This window comes from Ekhidna sp. (assembly GCF_965212185.1).
Lineage (GTDB): Bacteria > Bacteroidota > Bacteroidia > Cytophagales > Cyclobacteriaceae > Ekhidna.
Genome location: NZ_OZ243102.1, coordinates 3,181,032 through 3,195,296, shown reverse-complemented (window position 1 = coordinate 3,195,296; position 14,265 = coordinate 3,181,032). Strand labels below are relative to the sequence as shown.

Annotated in this window: 19 protein-coding genes; 6 read left to right on the top strand and 13 right to left on the bottom strand. The window is 41.9% G+C overall.

The genetic code is table 11. The features are described 5' to 3' along the window. Nucleotides 1-104 precede the first annotated feature (104 nt). The 13 genes from hisC to ACOMC3_RS13910 form a co-directional block, all read right to left on the bottom strand. Nucleotides 105-1,196, bottom strand: a complete 1,092-nt coding sequence (hisC, locus tag ACOMC3_RS13970; RefSeq protein ID WP_420316500.1) for a histidinol-phosphate transaminase — start codon at nucleotides 1,194-1,196, stop codon at nucleotides 105-107. A gap of 104 nt (nucleotides 1,197-1,300) precedes the next feature. Then, nucleotides 1,301-1,714 carry a hydroxyphenylacetyl-CoA thioesterase PaaI gene (gene paaI, locus ACOMC3_RS13965; RefSeq protein ID WP_420316499.1) on the bottom strand — a complete coding sequence of 138 codons (414 nt, stop codon included), beginning with the start codon at nucleotides 1,712-1,714 and terminating at the stop codon, nucleotides 1,301-1,303. 168 nt (nucleotides 1,715-1,882) lie between these two features. After that, complete coding sequence (locus ACOMC3_RS13960; RefSeq protein WP_420316498.1) at nucleotides 1,883-3,043, bottom strand: 3-hydroxyacyl-CoA dehydrogenase NAD-binding domain-containing protein; 1,161 nt, start codon at nucleotides 3,041-3,043, stop codon at nucleotides 1,883-1,885. Further along, nucleotides 3,043-3,822, bottom strand: coding sequence for an enoyl-CoA hydratase-related protein (locus ACOMC3_RS13955; protein WP_420316497.1), 780 nt, complete (start codon nucleotides 3,820-3,822; stop codon nucleotides 3,043-3,045). The genes ACOMC3_RS13960 and ACOMC3_RS13955 overlap by 1 nt, the downstream gene beginning before the upstream one ends. 340 nt (nucleotides 3,823-4,162) lie before the next feature. Next, on the bottom strand, nucleotides 4,163-4,426 hold the full coding sequence (locus ACOMC3_RS13950) for a Txe/YoeB family addiction module toxin (RefSeq protein ID WP_420316496.1): 264 nt from the start codon (nucleotides 4,424-4,426) through the stop codon (nucleotides 4,163-4,165). Continuing rightward, the gene (locus ACOMC3_RS13945; RefSeq protein ID WP_420316495.1) at nucleotides 4,423-4,665 is read right to left on the bottom strand and encodes a type II toxin-antitoxin system Phd/YefM family antitoxin; all 243 of its coding nucleotides are present in this window, start codon (nucleotides 4,663-4,665) and stop codon (nucleotides 4,423-4,425) included. Before ACOMC3_RS13945 ends, ACOMC3_RS13950 begins: the two co-directional genes overlap by 4 nt. 159 nt (nucleotides 4,666-4,824) lie before the next feature. Next, on the bottom strand, nucleotides 4,825-5,313 hold the full coding sequence (gene paaD, locus ACOMC3_RS13940; protein WP_420316494.1) for a 1,2-phenylacetyl-CoA epoxidase subunit PaaD: 489 nt from the start codon (nucleotides 5,311-5,313) through the stop codon (nucleotides 4,825-4,827). 38 nt (nucleotides 5,314-5,351) lie between these two features. Continuing rightward, a complete protein-coding gene (gene paaC / locus ACOMC3_RS13935; RefSeq protein WP_420316493.1) occupies nucleotides 5,352-6,107 on the bottom strand; it encodes a 1,2-phenylacetyl-CoA epoxidase subunit PaaC in 756 nt (251 codons plus the stop codon). A gap of 91 nt (nucleotides 6,108-6,198) precedes the next feature. Further along, nucleotides 6,199-6,480 carry a 1,2-phenylacetyl-CoA epoxidase subunit PaaB gene (gene paaB, locus ACOMC3_RS13930; protein WP_370089205.1) on the bottom strand — a complete coding sequence of 94 codons (282 nt, stop codon included), beginning with the start codon at nucleotides 6,478-6,480 and terminating at the stop codon, nucleotides 6,199-6,201. A gap of 19 nt (nucleotides 6,481-6,499) precedes the next feature. Then, nucleotides 6,500-6,775 (bottom strand): four helix bundle protein, encoded by a 276-nt coding sequence (locus ACOMC3_RS13925; protein WP_420316492.1) that lies wholly within the window; start codon nucleotides 6,773-6,775, stop codon nucleotides 6,500-6,502. Then, on the bottom strand, nucleotides 6,735-7,679 hold the full coding sequence (gene paaA, locus ACOMC3_RS13920) for a 1,2-phenylacetyl-CoA epoxidase subunit PaaA (protein WP_420316491.1): 945 nt from the start codon (nucleotides 7,677-7,679) through the stop codon (nucleotides 6,735-6,737). The genes ACOMC3_RS13925 and paaA overlap by 41 nt, the downstream gene beginning before the upstream one ends. 61 nt (nucleotides 7,680-7,740) lie before the next feature. Then, a complete protein-coding gene (gene paaE, locus ACOMC3_RS13915) occupies nucleotides 7,741-8,805 on the bottom strand; it encodes a 1,2-phenylacetyl-CoA epoxidase subunit PaaE (RefSeq protein WP_420316490.1) in 1,065 nt (354 codons plus the stop codon). A 24-nt stretch (nucleotides 8,806-8,829) separates the two neighbouring features. Further along, nucleotides 8,830-9,324, bottom strand: a complete 495-nt coding sequence (locus ACOMC3_RS13910) for a hypothetical protein (RefSeq protein ID WP_420316489.1) — start codon at nucleotides 9,322-9,324, stop codon at nucleotides 8,830-8,832. 51 nt (nucleotides 9,325-9,375) lie between these two features. Between ACOMC3_RS13910 and ACOMC3_RS13905 the strand changes: the two genes are divergently transcribed. From ACOMC3_RS13905 to ACOMC3_RS13880, 6 genes are all read left to right on the top strand, one after another. Next, a complete protein-coding gene (locus tag ACOMC3_RS13905) occupies nucleotides 9,376-10,005 on the top strand; it encodes an LON peptidase substrate-binding domain-containing protein (RefSeq protein ID WP_420316488.1) in 630 nt (209 codons plus the stop codon). Between the two features lie 61 nt (nucleotides 10,006-10,066). After that, on the top strand, nucleotides 10,067-10,525 hold the full coding sequence (locus ACOMC3_RS13900; protein ID WP_420316487.1) for an NADH-quinone oxidoreductase subunit A: 459 nt from the start codon (nucleotides 10,067-10,069) through the stop codon (nucleotides 10,523-10,525). Beyond that, entirely contained in the window at nucleotides 10,522-11,061 is a 540-nt protein-coding gene (locus tag ACOMC3_RS13895; protein ID WP_420316486.1) for an NADH-quinone oxidoreductase subunit B, read from the top strand. Before ACOMC3_RS13900 ends, ACOMC3_RS13895 begins: the two co-directional genes overlap by 4 nt. Continuing rightward, entirely contained in the window at nucleotides 11,051-11,530 is a 480-nt protein-coding gene (locus tag ACOMC3_RS13890; RefSeq protein ID WP_420316485.1) for an NADH-quinone oxidoreductase subunit C, read from the top strand. The genes ACOMC3_RS13895 and ACOMC3_RS13890 overlap by 11 nt, the downstream gene beginning before the upstream one ends. Before the next feature lie 2 nt (nucleotides 11,531-11,532). Further along, entirely contained in the window at nucleotides 11,533-12,726 is a 1,194-nt protein-coding gene (locus ACOMC3_RS13885) for an NADH-quinone oxidoreductase subunit D (protein WP_420316484.1), read from the top strand. A gap of 3 nt (nucleotides 12,727-12,729) precedes the next feature. Beyond that, on the top strand, nucleotides 12,730-14,229 hold the full coding sequence (locus ACOMC3_RS13880) for an NAD(P)H-hydrate dehydratase (RefSeq protein ID WP_420316483.1): 1,500 nt from the start codon (nucleotides 12,730-12,732) through the stop codon (nucleotides 14,227-14,229). Nucleotides 14,230-14,265 lie beyond the last annotated feature (36 nt).

Here is a 14,265-nt window from a genome sequence, read left to right as displayed (position 1 = left end):
TTATTTCCGATTATGGGCCGGATATTCTGTTGACGTCCAGTAACATTCCCCTCCAGTCCTTTTCCAAATGGGGATGTGTGGAAGGTCATGGGGAGGCAGAGGGATTATAAAACCTCTCCCAACGCCTGGATACACATCTTATTCTCCTCAGGCCTGCCGACGGAGATACGTATGCAGTGGCTGATGGGGTCGTAGAGTGGGCGTACGAGCACGCCTCGTTCCATGAGCGCATTAAATATCTTCATTACTTCTTCTTTATCCTTCCAAACAGTCATTACAAAGTTGGCGTAGGAGGTCACATAGCGGATACCTAGCCTGTCGAACTCCTTGTAGAGGTACTTGAGCTGTTTGGTATTGTTGTCAATCGATTTTTTAAGGAAAGCAGTATCCTGCAGGGCCCCAATACCGGCAGCCTGTGCCAGTGCTGTAGGCTCAAACGTAAGCTTCACCTTGTTGAGCGCATCAATGATCTTTTCATGCCCGATCCCGAATCCAAGGCGTACGCCAGCGATCCCGTAGGCTTTGCTGAAGGTCCGCAGCGTCAGGATGTTGGGGTAATCCATCTCCAAGGAGTTGGGGAAGTCGGGGTGCAGCGCCTCGGAATATTCGAAGTAGGCTTCATCTACGATCACGAGGATGTGGTCGGGAACGTGCTGCATGAAGCTGTCGAGCTCCTGCTGTGTGATCATGGTGCCGGTCGGGTTGTTGACATTGGCGAGATAGATCACCTTGGTGTTACGATTGATTCGGTTTTTGATGGCCTCAAGATCAAAAGCGTAGTTCTCTGTCATCGGCATAGCCACACACCGTGCATTATTGATGCGTGCCCAGTTGTAGATAATCACAAAGCCTCCTTCGGAGGTAAGGAATTCATCGTCTCCGCTGCATATGGCCCGGATGGCGTGCATGAGCACAGATTCTGAGCCATTGCCCATGAAAATTTCATTTTCGGACTTGTTGTAGCGTTTAGCCAACGCGGCTTTCAGGTCACGCGAGACCGGGTCAGGGTAGTAGTTGATGGACTCATACGCATCGATCACTGCTTGCTTGGACTTGGGTGAATAACCAAGCGTGTTTTCATTGTTCCACAGAATGGCAACTTTATCCCAGCCGTACTCCTGCTGTAGCTGTGGGATGGTCTTACCGGGTTGGTAACTCTTGATGGCGGCTATATGATCAGGTATCTGAATATTCATTTTTATTAACTAGTGAATTTGTTAATTAGTGATATAGTTGATTGGCTGATTCGTGTGCTTCATGTCTGACAAATTAACTGATTAACTATTAAACTAATTAATCGTTACACTTCCCATTCTTCTTGTTTACGAAAAACAACACCTTTAAAAAGCCCCACTAGCTCTTCTCCACGTGTCACGCGCACAATATACTGTCCCAAACTTTTAGAAATGCTTTCTTTTTCTGCAGTGGCGATCAGCACATCTCCCTCTAAAATGGGTTTTATGTGGTTGATTGATGTTTCGATGGAAACGGCTTTTTGTCCGTGGGAGTTCGAGGCGAATGCAAAAGCAGAGTCAGCTAGCGAGAAAGAAATTCCTCCATGCGCAACGCGATGACCGTTAAGCATTTCTGCTCGCACCGTCATTTTAATTTGGGCATAGCCTTCTCGCACTTCGAGAACATCTACTCCCAGCCACTGACTGAAGGAGTCGTTGGCCATCATTTCTAAGACTATTTTTTCGGGTTTGGTTTGCATGAGCTGCTTTAAAACTATCTCAATTTTTGTTCAAAAAAGACTCCTATAGTCTCCTCTTGGGAGGAGTATGAGGTGGGTTTAATTAAGGCCGTCTTTTTTTAGAAAATTTAGTAAAAGAAAATCATTGTTTCCGGACCCACCCCTAAACCCTCCAAGGAGGGGAATTAATCAACCATAAAAGCTTTGCTTTTCCTTTTTCATTCTTCTCAACAACGGGCTGCATCGATACCGGTCTTCCCGGTACTCATCGTACAGCGCATCCATTTTCTCTACACACCAGTCAATGCCTTTTTCATCGGCCCAATTGAGTAATCCTTTTGGGTAGTTCACGCCTTTAGTCATAGCCGTATCAATGTCTTCCCGACTAGCGATGTTCAGAAACAAAGCGTCTGCTGCTTCATTAATGAGCATAGCAAGCGTGCGGTCAAGGATCTGCTGGCCTAGTATCTCATCTTTTTTAGGTTCCGGTTTCATAGCACTTTCTGCATAATCGTAGTAGCCTCGTCCGGATTTTCTTCCCAGAAAGCCTGCCTCCGACATACGCTTCTGTGTGAAAGATGGTCTATATCGCGGATCATAGAAAAACGATGCAAAAACCGTTTCCGTCACCGTGTAATTGATATCGTTTCCGATGAAATCCATCAACTCAAACGGACCCATGCGGAAGCCACCCAATTCTTTCATCGCCCAATCAATCGTTGCGAAATCAGCTATTCCCTCTTCGTACATACGTAGCGATTCGCCATAGAATGGTCGTGCCACCCGGTTCACGATGAAGCCTGGCGTATCTTTAGCTAACACGGTTAATTTCTTCCAGCTGTCCACCCAGTCTTTGGCTTGTTTAGTTGTTTCGTCAGCTGTTTGCACTGCTGGGATGATCTCTACCAATGGCATCAAGGGAGCGGGGTTGAAGAAGTGTATGCCCACAAATCGGGACGGATCTTTTAGCGATGCACCAATGGAAGCCAGTGAAAGGGAAGAGGTGTTGGAAGCGATAATGGTGTCTTCCCGTACAATCTCTTCCACGGTTTTAAATACTTTTTGCTTGATCTCCAGGTTTTCGATGATCGCCTCAATCACCAAATCCGAGTTTTCGAAGTATTGCTGGTCTTCCGTGAAGTCAATCCGCCCAAGAATCTTGTCGGCCGTTTCCTGATCGATCTTTTCTTTTTCCACGAGCCGATTCATCACCTTCACCAAGCTGGCGGATGATTTCGCCAGAATGTCACTATTTGTATCATTGATTACCACATCCCATCCGGCTGTGGCGGCTACCTGCGCTATGCCGGTCCCCATCGTTCCGGCTCCTATCACACTTAATTTTGGCATTACTCTCCTTTAAAATTCGGTTTTCGTTTCTCGATGAAGGCCTGCACGCCTTCTTTGTAATCGTGCGTTTCAGTGGCTTTGAACTGCCATTCTTTTTCCAGTTCCAGCTGTTGATCCAAATCTTTAGTAAAAGACTGATTCAGCAAATGCTTGGTATACGCCAGTCCTTTTGTTGGCATGTTGGCCAGTTTCTGTGCAATCTTTTCAGCTTCTTCTGCAAAGGAATCATCGCTGAATACTTTGTAGATCATGCCCATTTGTTCTGCTTCGGTTGCAGAAACCTTATCACCCAGCATCATCAATGCAGAGGCTTTTCCAAATCCGATAATGCGTGGTAAGGTAAATGTCCCACCACTGTCTGGTACCAATCCGATTTTGCTGAAGGCCTGAATAAAAGCAGAAGATTCAGTCGCGACACACACGTCACATGCTAACGCAATATTGGCTCCTGCACCAGCTGCAACACCATTTACAGCCGCGATAATTGGCTTTTCAATGCTTCGAATTTGTCGGATGATTGGATTGTAGTGCTTATCTACAATGTTCTCAATCTCCAGTCCATTATCAGCGATGGCTTCCTGCAAGTCCTGTCCGGCACAAAAAGCTTTGCCATTTCCGGTAAGCATAATCGCCCGTACTGAATCATCCTTAGCGAATTCATTCAATACTTTTTGCACAGCAAGCGCCAGTTCCTGATTGAAGCTGTTGAAGACATCAGGACGATTGAATGTGAGGATGCCGAGTTTATCCTTTCTAGTTATTTGTAGGGTGTCTGACATGTAGTTAATGTTTGGATTGCGAAGTTAAAATATTTACGGATCTATTTCCCTCCTGGGAGGGGTGGGGGTGGGTAAATTCTTAGCATCCTCACAACCCACCTCTAAATCTTCTCCCAAGAGGAGACTTGTTAATTCTTTTTTCAAGCCAGTGGGCTTGTTGTCCATTTTTTCCATCAATGAAAAGGAATCGCAGCAGCGAACCGTCAAAAATCTAGACTAAATCAATCCAGCTTACCCCGCAAGGCCTACACGTGATTTTGCCGGGAGCTCGCTTGTTGCGAGCATTTGAGGTAAACATTGTATAGCTACTGGCGACCAACTGTCATAGTAAAGATTAGGATTACTCATAATGAGTCCACATTCGAATTACTTTGACGACTTTTTCTTCTTCAAGAACCTGATACACTAGCCGATGCTGAATGTTAATTCGTCTGGAAATAGCACCACTTAAATCGCCGACCAGTCGCTCAAAAGGTGGATAATCCTGATAGGGATTCTCTTCAAGGATTTTTAGTAGCTCAACAACTTTTGGTTTAAGTCCGGAAGAAGCCACTTTCTTAGAGTCTTTTTGAGCTTGTTTGGTGTAAACGAGCTTGTAACTCACCAATCCAGTTTATCTGAGGTTTCCTCAGTAGGAATTTTCAGTCCTTTTATGATGGACTCAGCCATCCCTGGTACCGAGTAGAGGTGCAATGTTTCCTGTATTGCACGCCAGTCATCTTCACCTATCATCACTGCATTTCCATTTTTTCCGTAGATGTGTATCGGTTCATGTGTCTTTCCTGTCTCCTCTACTACTTTGTAGATATTTTTCCTTAAATCGGTAATTGTATAGGATTTCATAGCTCAAATGTACGTAATAACGTACGTTTATGAAAATATCTTATTCCCCTCCTTGGAGGGGCCAGGGGTGGGTTTTGAAGTGATTTATTCAAAATGAGATTTTAATAGACCCACCTCATAATCATCCCATGAGGAGATTTGTGGTTCATTTTGAATAAATCAGTGACACTTAAAATAATCAAACGGCTCCAGGCAGTCGTTACATTTAAACAGCGACTTGCAGGCTGTAGATCCAAACTCACTTAAAAGCTGTGTGTTTTTAGAGCTGCATTGTGGACACTCAATATTTTCCGGATTGGTAGGGTTCGGAGGTGCTATTCCGTATTCTTTGAGTTTCTGTTTGCCTTCTTCTGTCATCCACTCGGTGGTCCAGGCAGGGGAGAGCACAGTGGTTATCTTAAAATGATTGATACCTTCTTTTTTCAGTGCGTTATGAATGTTCCTTTCTATTTCCAACATAGCCGGACAGCCGGAATAGGTAGGTGTGATAATCACTTCCACAAAATCATTTGTGATGAGTACATCACGTATGATTCCCAGATCACGAACCGAGATGACTGGAATTTCCGGATCTGTTACGTTTTCTAATATCTGGTATATCGTTGGTTGGCTGATTAGATGATTGGTATTGTTATTCACTGACGCCATTTACTAATAAACCATTTAACTAACCGACTAGTTTCCAATTACCACTCCTGTCCAGGATACGCTCTTTGTAAGAATTGTAGATCAGAAAGGATATATCCCAAATGCTCTGTGTGGGTGCCATCTTTTCCTCCCTTGTGTGTATAAGTGCTTTCTGGAATTTCCAAAGTGGCTTCAGTCATTACTTCGCGGATTTTCGAATCACGCTTTTCTTTCAAAACAGCCAGGTCAACGCCATAGCCTTCTTCAAAAGCTTTGGTCTCAGTTTCATTCGGTTTCGTTAGCTCTCCCGAATACGACCAAAGCTCTTCTATCGCAGCTTTCAAACGATTGTGACTTTCTTCAGTACCGTCTCCTAAACGGATGACCCAGTCACCACTCCACTTGACATGATAAAGTGCTTCTTTATATGATTTTGCAGCTATGGCAGCAAGCTGTTCATCATTGCTATCCATCATCATCTCATAGAAATGAACGCTGAATGTGTCATATAAAAATTGTCTGAAAATGGTTTGAGCAAAGTCTGCATTTGGTTGCTCAACCAACAATACGTTTCGATAATCCCAGGCATCACGGAATGCGACAATCTCATCTTCGGACTTTCCTTCTCCTTGAATTTCAGCTGCATATTGATACCACATTCTACACTGACCAATCAAATCAAGGCTGATATTGGTCATCGCAATGTCTTGTTCGAGAATTGGTCCATGTCCGCACCATTCTGCAAGTCGCTGGCCTAAGATCAGGCAATTATCAGCGTGTTGAAGGACGTAATTGTATAAGTTTTGGTCTTTCATTCTTTTATGTCCACAGTCTCAAGTCAACATTCCACAGAATTTCAGCTAAGCTAGCTATTGACTGGGGTCTAAATAACTATTGACTAAAAATTTACATATGTTTCACTTCGTCAGGTAAGTCATAAAACGTAGGATGCCTATACACCTTATCCTTTGCAGGTTCGTACAATGGATCTGAATCGTCAGGATCAGAGGCAGTAATATGCTCAGATTTCACCACCCAGATACTTACACCTTCATTTCTTCTGGTATATACATCTCTCGCATTCTGAATTGCCATCTCTTCATCCGCTGCATGCAGGCTTCCAACATGTTTGTGGTTAAGTCCAGCCTTGCTTCGAATAAAAATTTCCCATAGTGGCCAATTTTTCATAGTGTTTTGGTTAATTCGTTTAAATGATTGATTGGTTAATTTGTTTTCTTTCTTCCTCTTTTCTCTTCTTTAAATAAGTAATATAACCATTCAACATTTTAATCAATTCTTCATATTCAGCATTGTAAACGTTGAAAGTTTCTTCATTCAAATACCCTTCATCCAGTGCTACTGTCAAGTGATCAAAAGTTTCAAGTAAACTACCCCTAGCTGTTCTGCAAAACTGAATATTTTCCTGAAAATGATACCTCCCACTAAGCAGCTGCCTGCTTTCTTTTCGCTTTCTTTTCTGCATGAGCTGCTGCAGCGTCACGCACCCAGGCACCATTATCGTAAGCATCTCTTCGAGCATCTACGCGCTGCTTATTGCATGGGCCATTTCCTTTGATTACATTGAAAAACTCTTCCCAATTGATCTCACCGAAATCGTAGTGTCCTCGTTCTTCGTTCCATTTCAAATCTTCATCTGGAATAGTGATGCCTAATAGATCAGCCTGAGGCTTGGTCACGTCAACAAATTTTTGACGTAACTCATCATTGGTAAATCTCTTGATTCCCCATCTCATGGACTGCTCTGTATGAGTGGAATCCTTATCTTGTGGACCAAACATCATGAGCGATGGCCACCACCACCTATTCAATGCATCCTGTGCCATTTTCTTTTGTTCTTCCGAGCCTCTACAAAGAGTTAGCATGATTTCAAAACCTTGTCGCTGATGAAAAGACTCCTCTTTACACACCCTCACCATTGCTCGAGCATAAGGACCATAAGAAGCTCTACATAAGGGCACTTGATTCATAATGGCTGCACCATCTACAAGCCATCCAATGGCTCCCATATCCGCCCATGTTAGGGTGGGGTAGTTGAAAATGGAAGAATATTTTGCTTTACCTGAGTGTAAATCCTGAAGGAGTTGATCTCTTTCAATACCCAGTGTTTCGCAAGCGCTATAGAGATACAATCCGTGACCTGCTTCATCTTGAACTTTAGCTAATGCAGCTGCTTTCCTTCTCAGTGATGGCGCCCTGGTAATCCAGTTGGCCTCAGGAAGCATCCCAACAATTTCTGAATGTGCATGCTGAGAAATTTGACGGATCAATGTCTTTCGATAATTCTCCGGCATCCAATCTTTTGGCTCGATTCGAATGTCTTTGTCAATCTTCTCGTTAAACCGATCTTCTAAACTCTTTATGTCCATCTTCTAATCCTTTGTTTCAAAGTTACTTAACACGTTTGAATTCTCCTTTGTTCGGTAACAATCAAACATCAAAATTCAACTTTACCTTATCCGTCTTCGGATATGACTGGCAGCTAAGCCTTAACCCTCTTTCCAACTCGTCAGGCTCCAGCGCATAATTTACGTCCATTTCCACCTCGCCTTCCTCTATTCGGCAAACGCATGTGCTACAAACGCCACCCTTGCATGCGTATGGAAGGTCTGCTCCATTATCGAATGCCACATCCAATATAGACTTGTCAGAATCGTATGGGAACGTCATGCTGTTTCCATCCAACACGATGGTAATCTGAGCATGTGCTTTTTCATGCTTAACTTCTTTTTCTTTTCCGCCCAATTTTCCGACAGGAGAAGTAAACAGTTCCAAGTGAATTTTCTCATCAGGAACGCCGAGGTTCTTTAATTCGCTTTGTACAGCGAGCATCATTTCCTCCGGTCCACAAGTGAAGTAATGATCCACAGATTCAGGATCGAAGAATCGACCGGCATACCCCTGAATTTTCTTTTCATCAATTCGGCCGTTAAACAGATCAGACTCTTGTCGCTCTTTGCTCAGCACATGGTACAAACTAAATCTACCCATGTAGCGATTTTTCAATGCTTCTAATTCTTCCTGAAAAATGATAGATCCTGTTCTGCGATTACCATAGAATAGAATGAATTCACTTTCTGGTTCGGTTCTCAATGTTGTTTCAATGATCGATATAATGGGTGTGATCCCACTACCACTTGCAAATGCAACATAAGAATTGGCATTCTCAGGATCTAATGGAACATAAAAATGTCCATGAGGAGGATTTACTTCTATTTCATCCCCAATTTTAAGTTCATCATTGGCCCAGGTAGAAAATCTTCCACCTTCCAATTTTTTTATTGCTACAGTTAGTTTTTCGTCGATCGGACAAGAGCAAATAGAATACGATCGTCGGGTATCTTCTCCATCAATATCTCTTTTAAGCGTCAAATGCTGACCTTGAGTAAAAGCAAACTCTTCTCTTAAATTCTCAGGTATTTCGAATGTAACAGCTATTGAGTCCTCAGTGGGTCTGAATAGTTCGGTGACTTTAAGTGTATGAAATTTTGCCATGTTGAATTTTTGGGTGTGGCAAAACTAAACATCTGTAAGTTTTTGTGATTGTTTAAGGCCAAGCTTCTGACTGATTTTTGTCACATTCTCATGGATTCTTTTCTCTAACGGATGGCTTAGAAGGTAATATTTTACACCATTATCAAGTTTGATGTAAGCCTGGAATTCATGATTGGAAACAATATTCTGATTATTGGACAAGGAATACATGGTTTGCTTGGTTTTCACTTTATTGATAAAAATTTTATCAATCGATTGATACTTTATGGTCTTCCCAAACCTTCTCCCCATTGTCCAGACCCCATCAAAGAGTGTCTTATTTTCATCGTCAATGACAATTAAATAAGACGCAAACCATATTGCCGGTAAGAAGCTTGCGATGATAATGGTGATAAAAATCGACCATGGCTCTGGTAGCGCATCCATCAATTGAATGGTTATAAACACAATTATTATAACAGATACCAATCTGAGCGGGAGGTTTATAACTTTTCCTTTATTTATTCGAATGATTTTCATTGCTTGTCTAAAGTACCAAACTATTTTCGCACAACCGAGTTTTCATTGACTATGCGAGAAATTGCTCTTTTCCCATTAAACATTGTGGCATTTCCCGGAGAGGCAGTTAATCTACACATCTTCGAGCCACGCTATAAATCTCTAGTAAATGACTGCCTTGATAAAGGAGAGAATTTTGGTATACCGTCCTATGTTCATAATAAAATTGACCTAGGGACAGAGGTGGAGATTGTTGAAGTAACTAAAAAGTATGAAGATGGAAGAATGGATATTAAGACAAAGGCCACTAAAGTTTTCGAGGTTTATGAGTTTTGGAATCCATGGAATGATTTAGAATATGCAGGTGGTAAGGTTGATCACATCGAGTTTGATGATACACCTCCCGACCCAAGTTTACTTTATCAATTTAAAGAGATGAGTGCAAGACTGTTTGGTTGGCTAGGTGAGCTCGATGTTCCTGATATTTCTTCGATCACCTCAGTTTATGACATAGGGCATAAGATTGGGCTCAAACCTGAGGAGGAATATCAATTATTGAAGATTCTAAATGAAAATGATCGCCTCCAATATGGGATTAAACATTTAGAACATTTATTACCAGCATTGGAAAGAGCGCAAAATGCTCAAGATCGCATTAAACAAAATGGACACTTCAAACATCTAGATCCATTAAAATTCTAGAGAAAGTCTATTCTAGCTCGATTCAATAAATAATTTCACAGATTCCATGTAATTTCCCATCATGATCGAAATCAGTGGATTCGGGGTTGTTTTATTGTTCCTGATAGGAGGAATCGCATTTCTGATGATTACTCTGTTAGTGGGAAAACTATTGCGTCCATCAAGGCCAACCGAAGAGAAACAAACCACTTATGAATCTGGAGAAGAGCCTTCAGGAACGGCATGGGGTCAGTTTAATGTCCGCTTTTACATTATCGCATTAATCTTTTTATTGTTTGAGGCAGAGCTGGTTTTTCTCTTTCCCTGGGCAACAGTGTTTGGGAACGAAGAGCTTTTCAAACAGACGAACGGCCTATGGGGAAAGTTTTCCATGATTGAGACCTTCATATTTATTGGAATTCTTTTGGTTGGTCTGGCGTATGTATGGGCAAAAGGCATGCTTGAATGGGTGAGGCCAAAGCCAAAACTGTCGGATTATGTTTCAAAAATCCCGAGCAGTGCATATAAAAAATTTAAATGAGCAATAACGAAGAGATAAATATTGGTGGATTAAAGACCGGTGAGGGCGGAATCATTGTATCTAAACTTGATGATCTTTTGAATTGGGCCAGGCTTAGTAGCTTATGGCCTGTTGGATTTGGATTAGCTTGTTGTGCCATTGAATTTATGTCCACCGCTTCATCAGCATATGATCTGGATCGGTTTGGTGTCATTCCAAGAAATTCACCCCGTCAGGCTGATGTTATGATCGTTTCCGGGACGGTCACTTTTAAAATGGCTGATCGTGTAAAGCGTCTTTATGAGCAAATGGCTGATCCAAAATATGTCATTTCAATGGGCTCATGTGCCAACTGTGGAGGTCCATATTGGGAGCATGGATATCATGTGTTGAAGGGAGTAGATCGAGTGATACCTGTAGATGTTTATGTGCCTGGATGTCCACCAAGACCTGAAGCATTAATCGGAGGATTTTTGAAGCTTCAGGAAAAAATCAGGACAGAATCAGTTCTGAGGCCTAAGGCACTTGAAAAATTAATGCAGAAAGATGCAGTTTGAAGAAATTAAAGCACTTGTAGAAAAAGAAATCCCAGGGGCAGTATCAGGCGAGGATTTGGCGTCAAGTCCTTCAGCTTTAATAATAGTTAAAGAGCATATCAAATCAGTCTGCGAATTACTTCATGCTCATGATAAACTTTATTTTGATTCGCTATCCTGCCTGACAGGTTTGGATAATGGTGAGGAGAATTCGATGGAGGTGATTTACAATCTCTATAGCATTCCATTTGATCTTCATTTGGCACTAAAAGTCATTTTAGATCGACCCAATCCTGAAGTTGATTCCGTCTCTGAAATCTGGAGAACAGCCGACTGGCACGAGCGAGAAGCTTACGACCTCTTGGGTATTAAATTCATTAGCCATCCCGATTTAAGGAGAATTCTACTTCCGGATGATTGGGAGGGGCATCCTTTGAGAAAGGATTATGAGGAGCAAGAGAAATATCATGATGTAAAAGTGAAATATTGATCATGGTAGAATCATTCCTTACAAAATCAGAACCACTCAAATACAAAGAATCAGACCTCAAAACTGAAGAGATGATTATCAATGTGGGGCCTCAGCATCCTGCTACTCATGGCGTTCTGAGATTAGAGATGGTGACTGATGGAGAAATTGTCGTAGATGTCATTCCTCACCTGGGCTATCTGCATCGATGTTTTGAAAAGCATGCAGAATCGTTGGCATACAACCAGACCATTCCCTACACAGACCGCATGGACTATGTGGCGGCTATGAATAATGAGTGGGCTTTTGTAATGGGAGCAGAGCGGATGCTGGGAATTGATAAGGAGATACCAAAAAGAATTGAATACATCCGGGTACTTGTTTCTGAGCTGAATCGGTTAGCTTCTCATTTTGTAGCAATAGGCACATATGGACTTGACATTGGAGCAATCACACCTTTTTTATGGATGATGCGGGATCGAGAGCATATTTTAAGAATGCTCGAATGGGCGAGTGGTGCTCGAATGCTATATAATTATATATGGGTAGGCGGTTTATTTTACGACCTCCCGATAGGTTTTGAAGAACGAGCAAAAGAGTTTGTTGACTACCTCAAACCGAAACTTAAGGATACTGAAGACCTTTTAATCTCTAATAAAATTTTTATTGAGCGGACAGCTAATGTTGGAGTACTTCCGAAAGATTTGGCAATTAATTACGGAGTAACTGGCCCTATGCTAAGGGCCTCTGGTTTACGATTCGATTTAAGAAAAGTAGATGGTTACAGTGTTTATCCTGAATTGGAATTTGAAATTCCAGTTGGTGAAGGAAAGATGGGAACAGTTGGAGATTGCTGGGATCGAAACTGGGTAAGGTATCAGGAATGCTGGGAGTCTATAAAAATTATAGAGCAATGTGTGGATAGACTTTTGGGTGAACATAAACGCACCAAAGAATTTGACCCGAGAGCACTAGTGCCTAAGAAGATCAGACCAAAAGCTCAGGATTTTTATGTGAGAGCGGAGAATCCAAAAGGTGAGCTTGGATTCTTTTTTCGATCTGATGGAAGATCAGATCAACCGGACAGGTGCAAGGCCCGTGCGCCCAGCTTTTCTAACCTTTCTGTATTAAGAGAAATTAGTCGCGGCTGCATGGTAGCAGATTTATTTGCAATTGTTGGTTCAATTGATTTTGTAATGGGAGAAGTGGATCGTTAGGGTATGAAAAAAATCCTCACAGCAGAACAAATAAGAGAAGCTGATCAGCATACGATTAAGTATGAGCCTATCTCATCCCTTGATTTGATGGAGCGTGCCAGCGAACAATTCGTTTTGCGGTTTTTAGAGGTCAATCGTGATAAGCATCCAGTTAAAATATTTTGTGGTGTTGGCAATAATGGAGGTGATGGTCTCGCAATTGGAAGACTCCTTAAAGAAAAAGGATGGGAAGTATTGCTTTATGTAGTTGGTAATCCACGAAAAGGGTCAGCGGATTTTAAAGCCAACCTAGATCGTTCGGAACTGTATGCTGTTATCGATTCAAAAAATGATTTCCCTAATGTATCAGATGATGATATTATCATAGATGGATTATTCGGCTCGGGTTTGTCAAGACCACTTGAAGGATTATATGAGGAGATTGTCACTTATTTGAATGAGCAAAAATGCTTGAAGTTTTCAATCGATATCGCTTCCGGCCTTTATGCTGATCAACCTTTGCCATCCAATGCCATGGCTTTCAGTCCGGATTACACCTTTTCATTTCAGGTTCCAAAGCTTTCATTTTTCTTGCCGGGATGCCACCAATATGTTGGAGAGTGGCAACTGATTGACATTGGTCTGGACCAATCATTCATCCAGAAACAAAAATCCCATTATTTTAAAACTGAACTACAGGATATTGCCAATCATTTTCCATCAAGAGGAAAATTTACCCATAAAAACGAGGTGGGTAGACTTTTGATCGTGGCTGGAAGTAAAGGCAGGATGGGAGCGGCAGTTCTTTGTGCAAGGGCAGCTTTTAAGACAGGGGTCGGATTGGTCAATGTTTGCGTGCCGAAATGTGGTATTGATATCTTACAGATAGCTGTTCCGGAGGCAATGGTTATTGATGGGAAAGGGTCAAACGAAATTCATGGTATTTCAAAAACAGTAGATACAATAGTCATTGGTCCTGGTTTAGGTACAAAACCGAAAACAATAAGTGCTTTTGAGAAGCTTTTAAAGGAGACGAAAAATCCAATAGTGATTGATGCAGATGGGGTGAATATTCTATCTAAGAAAAAGTCATTGTTAAAATTTGTTCCAAAAGAATCGATACTTACACCACACCCAGGTGAGTTTAAGAGACTAGTAGGAGAATGGAAGAACGACTTTGAGAAACTGGATAAGTTGAGAGGTTTTTGTAAAAAATATAAAATCAACCTTGTCTTAAAAGGAGCTTATTCAGCAGTTTGTAATTCAGTGGGAGAAATACATTTTAATTCAACAGGCAATCCTGGCCTAGCTACAGCTGGAAGTGGTGATGTTCTTGCAGGAATAATCGGATCTCTGCTTGCTCAGGGGTTGGATTCTTTTGATGCGATGAGACTTGGTGTTTATCTGCACGGGCTGGCTGGTGATGAAGCAGTGAGAGAAGCCCGAATCGAATGGATTCAGGCTTCCGATATCATCGGTTATATGCCGAAAGCATTAAGTTCAATTTTGAATAGAACTCTTTAGATAAACCCCACTAAAAATTCGACAAGAAGTAATAGT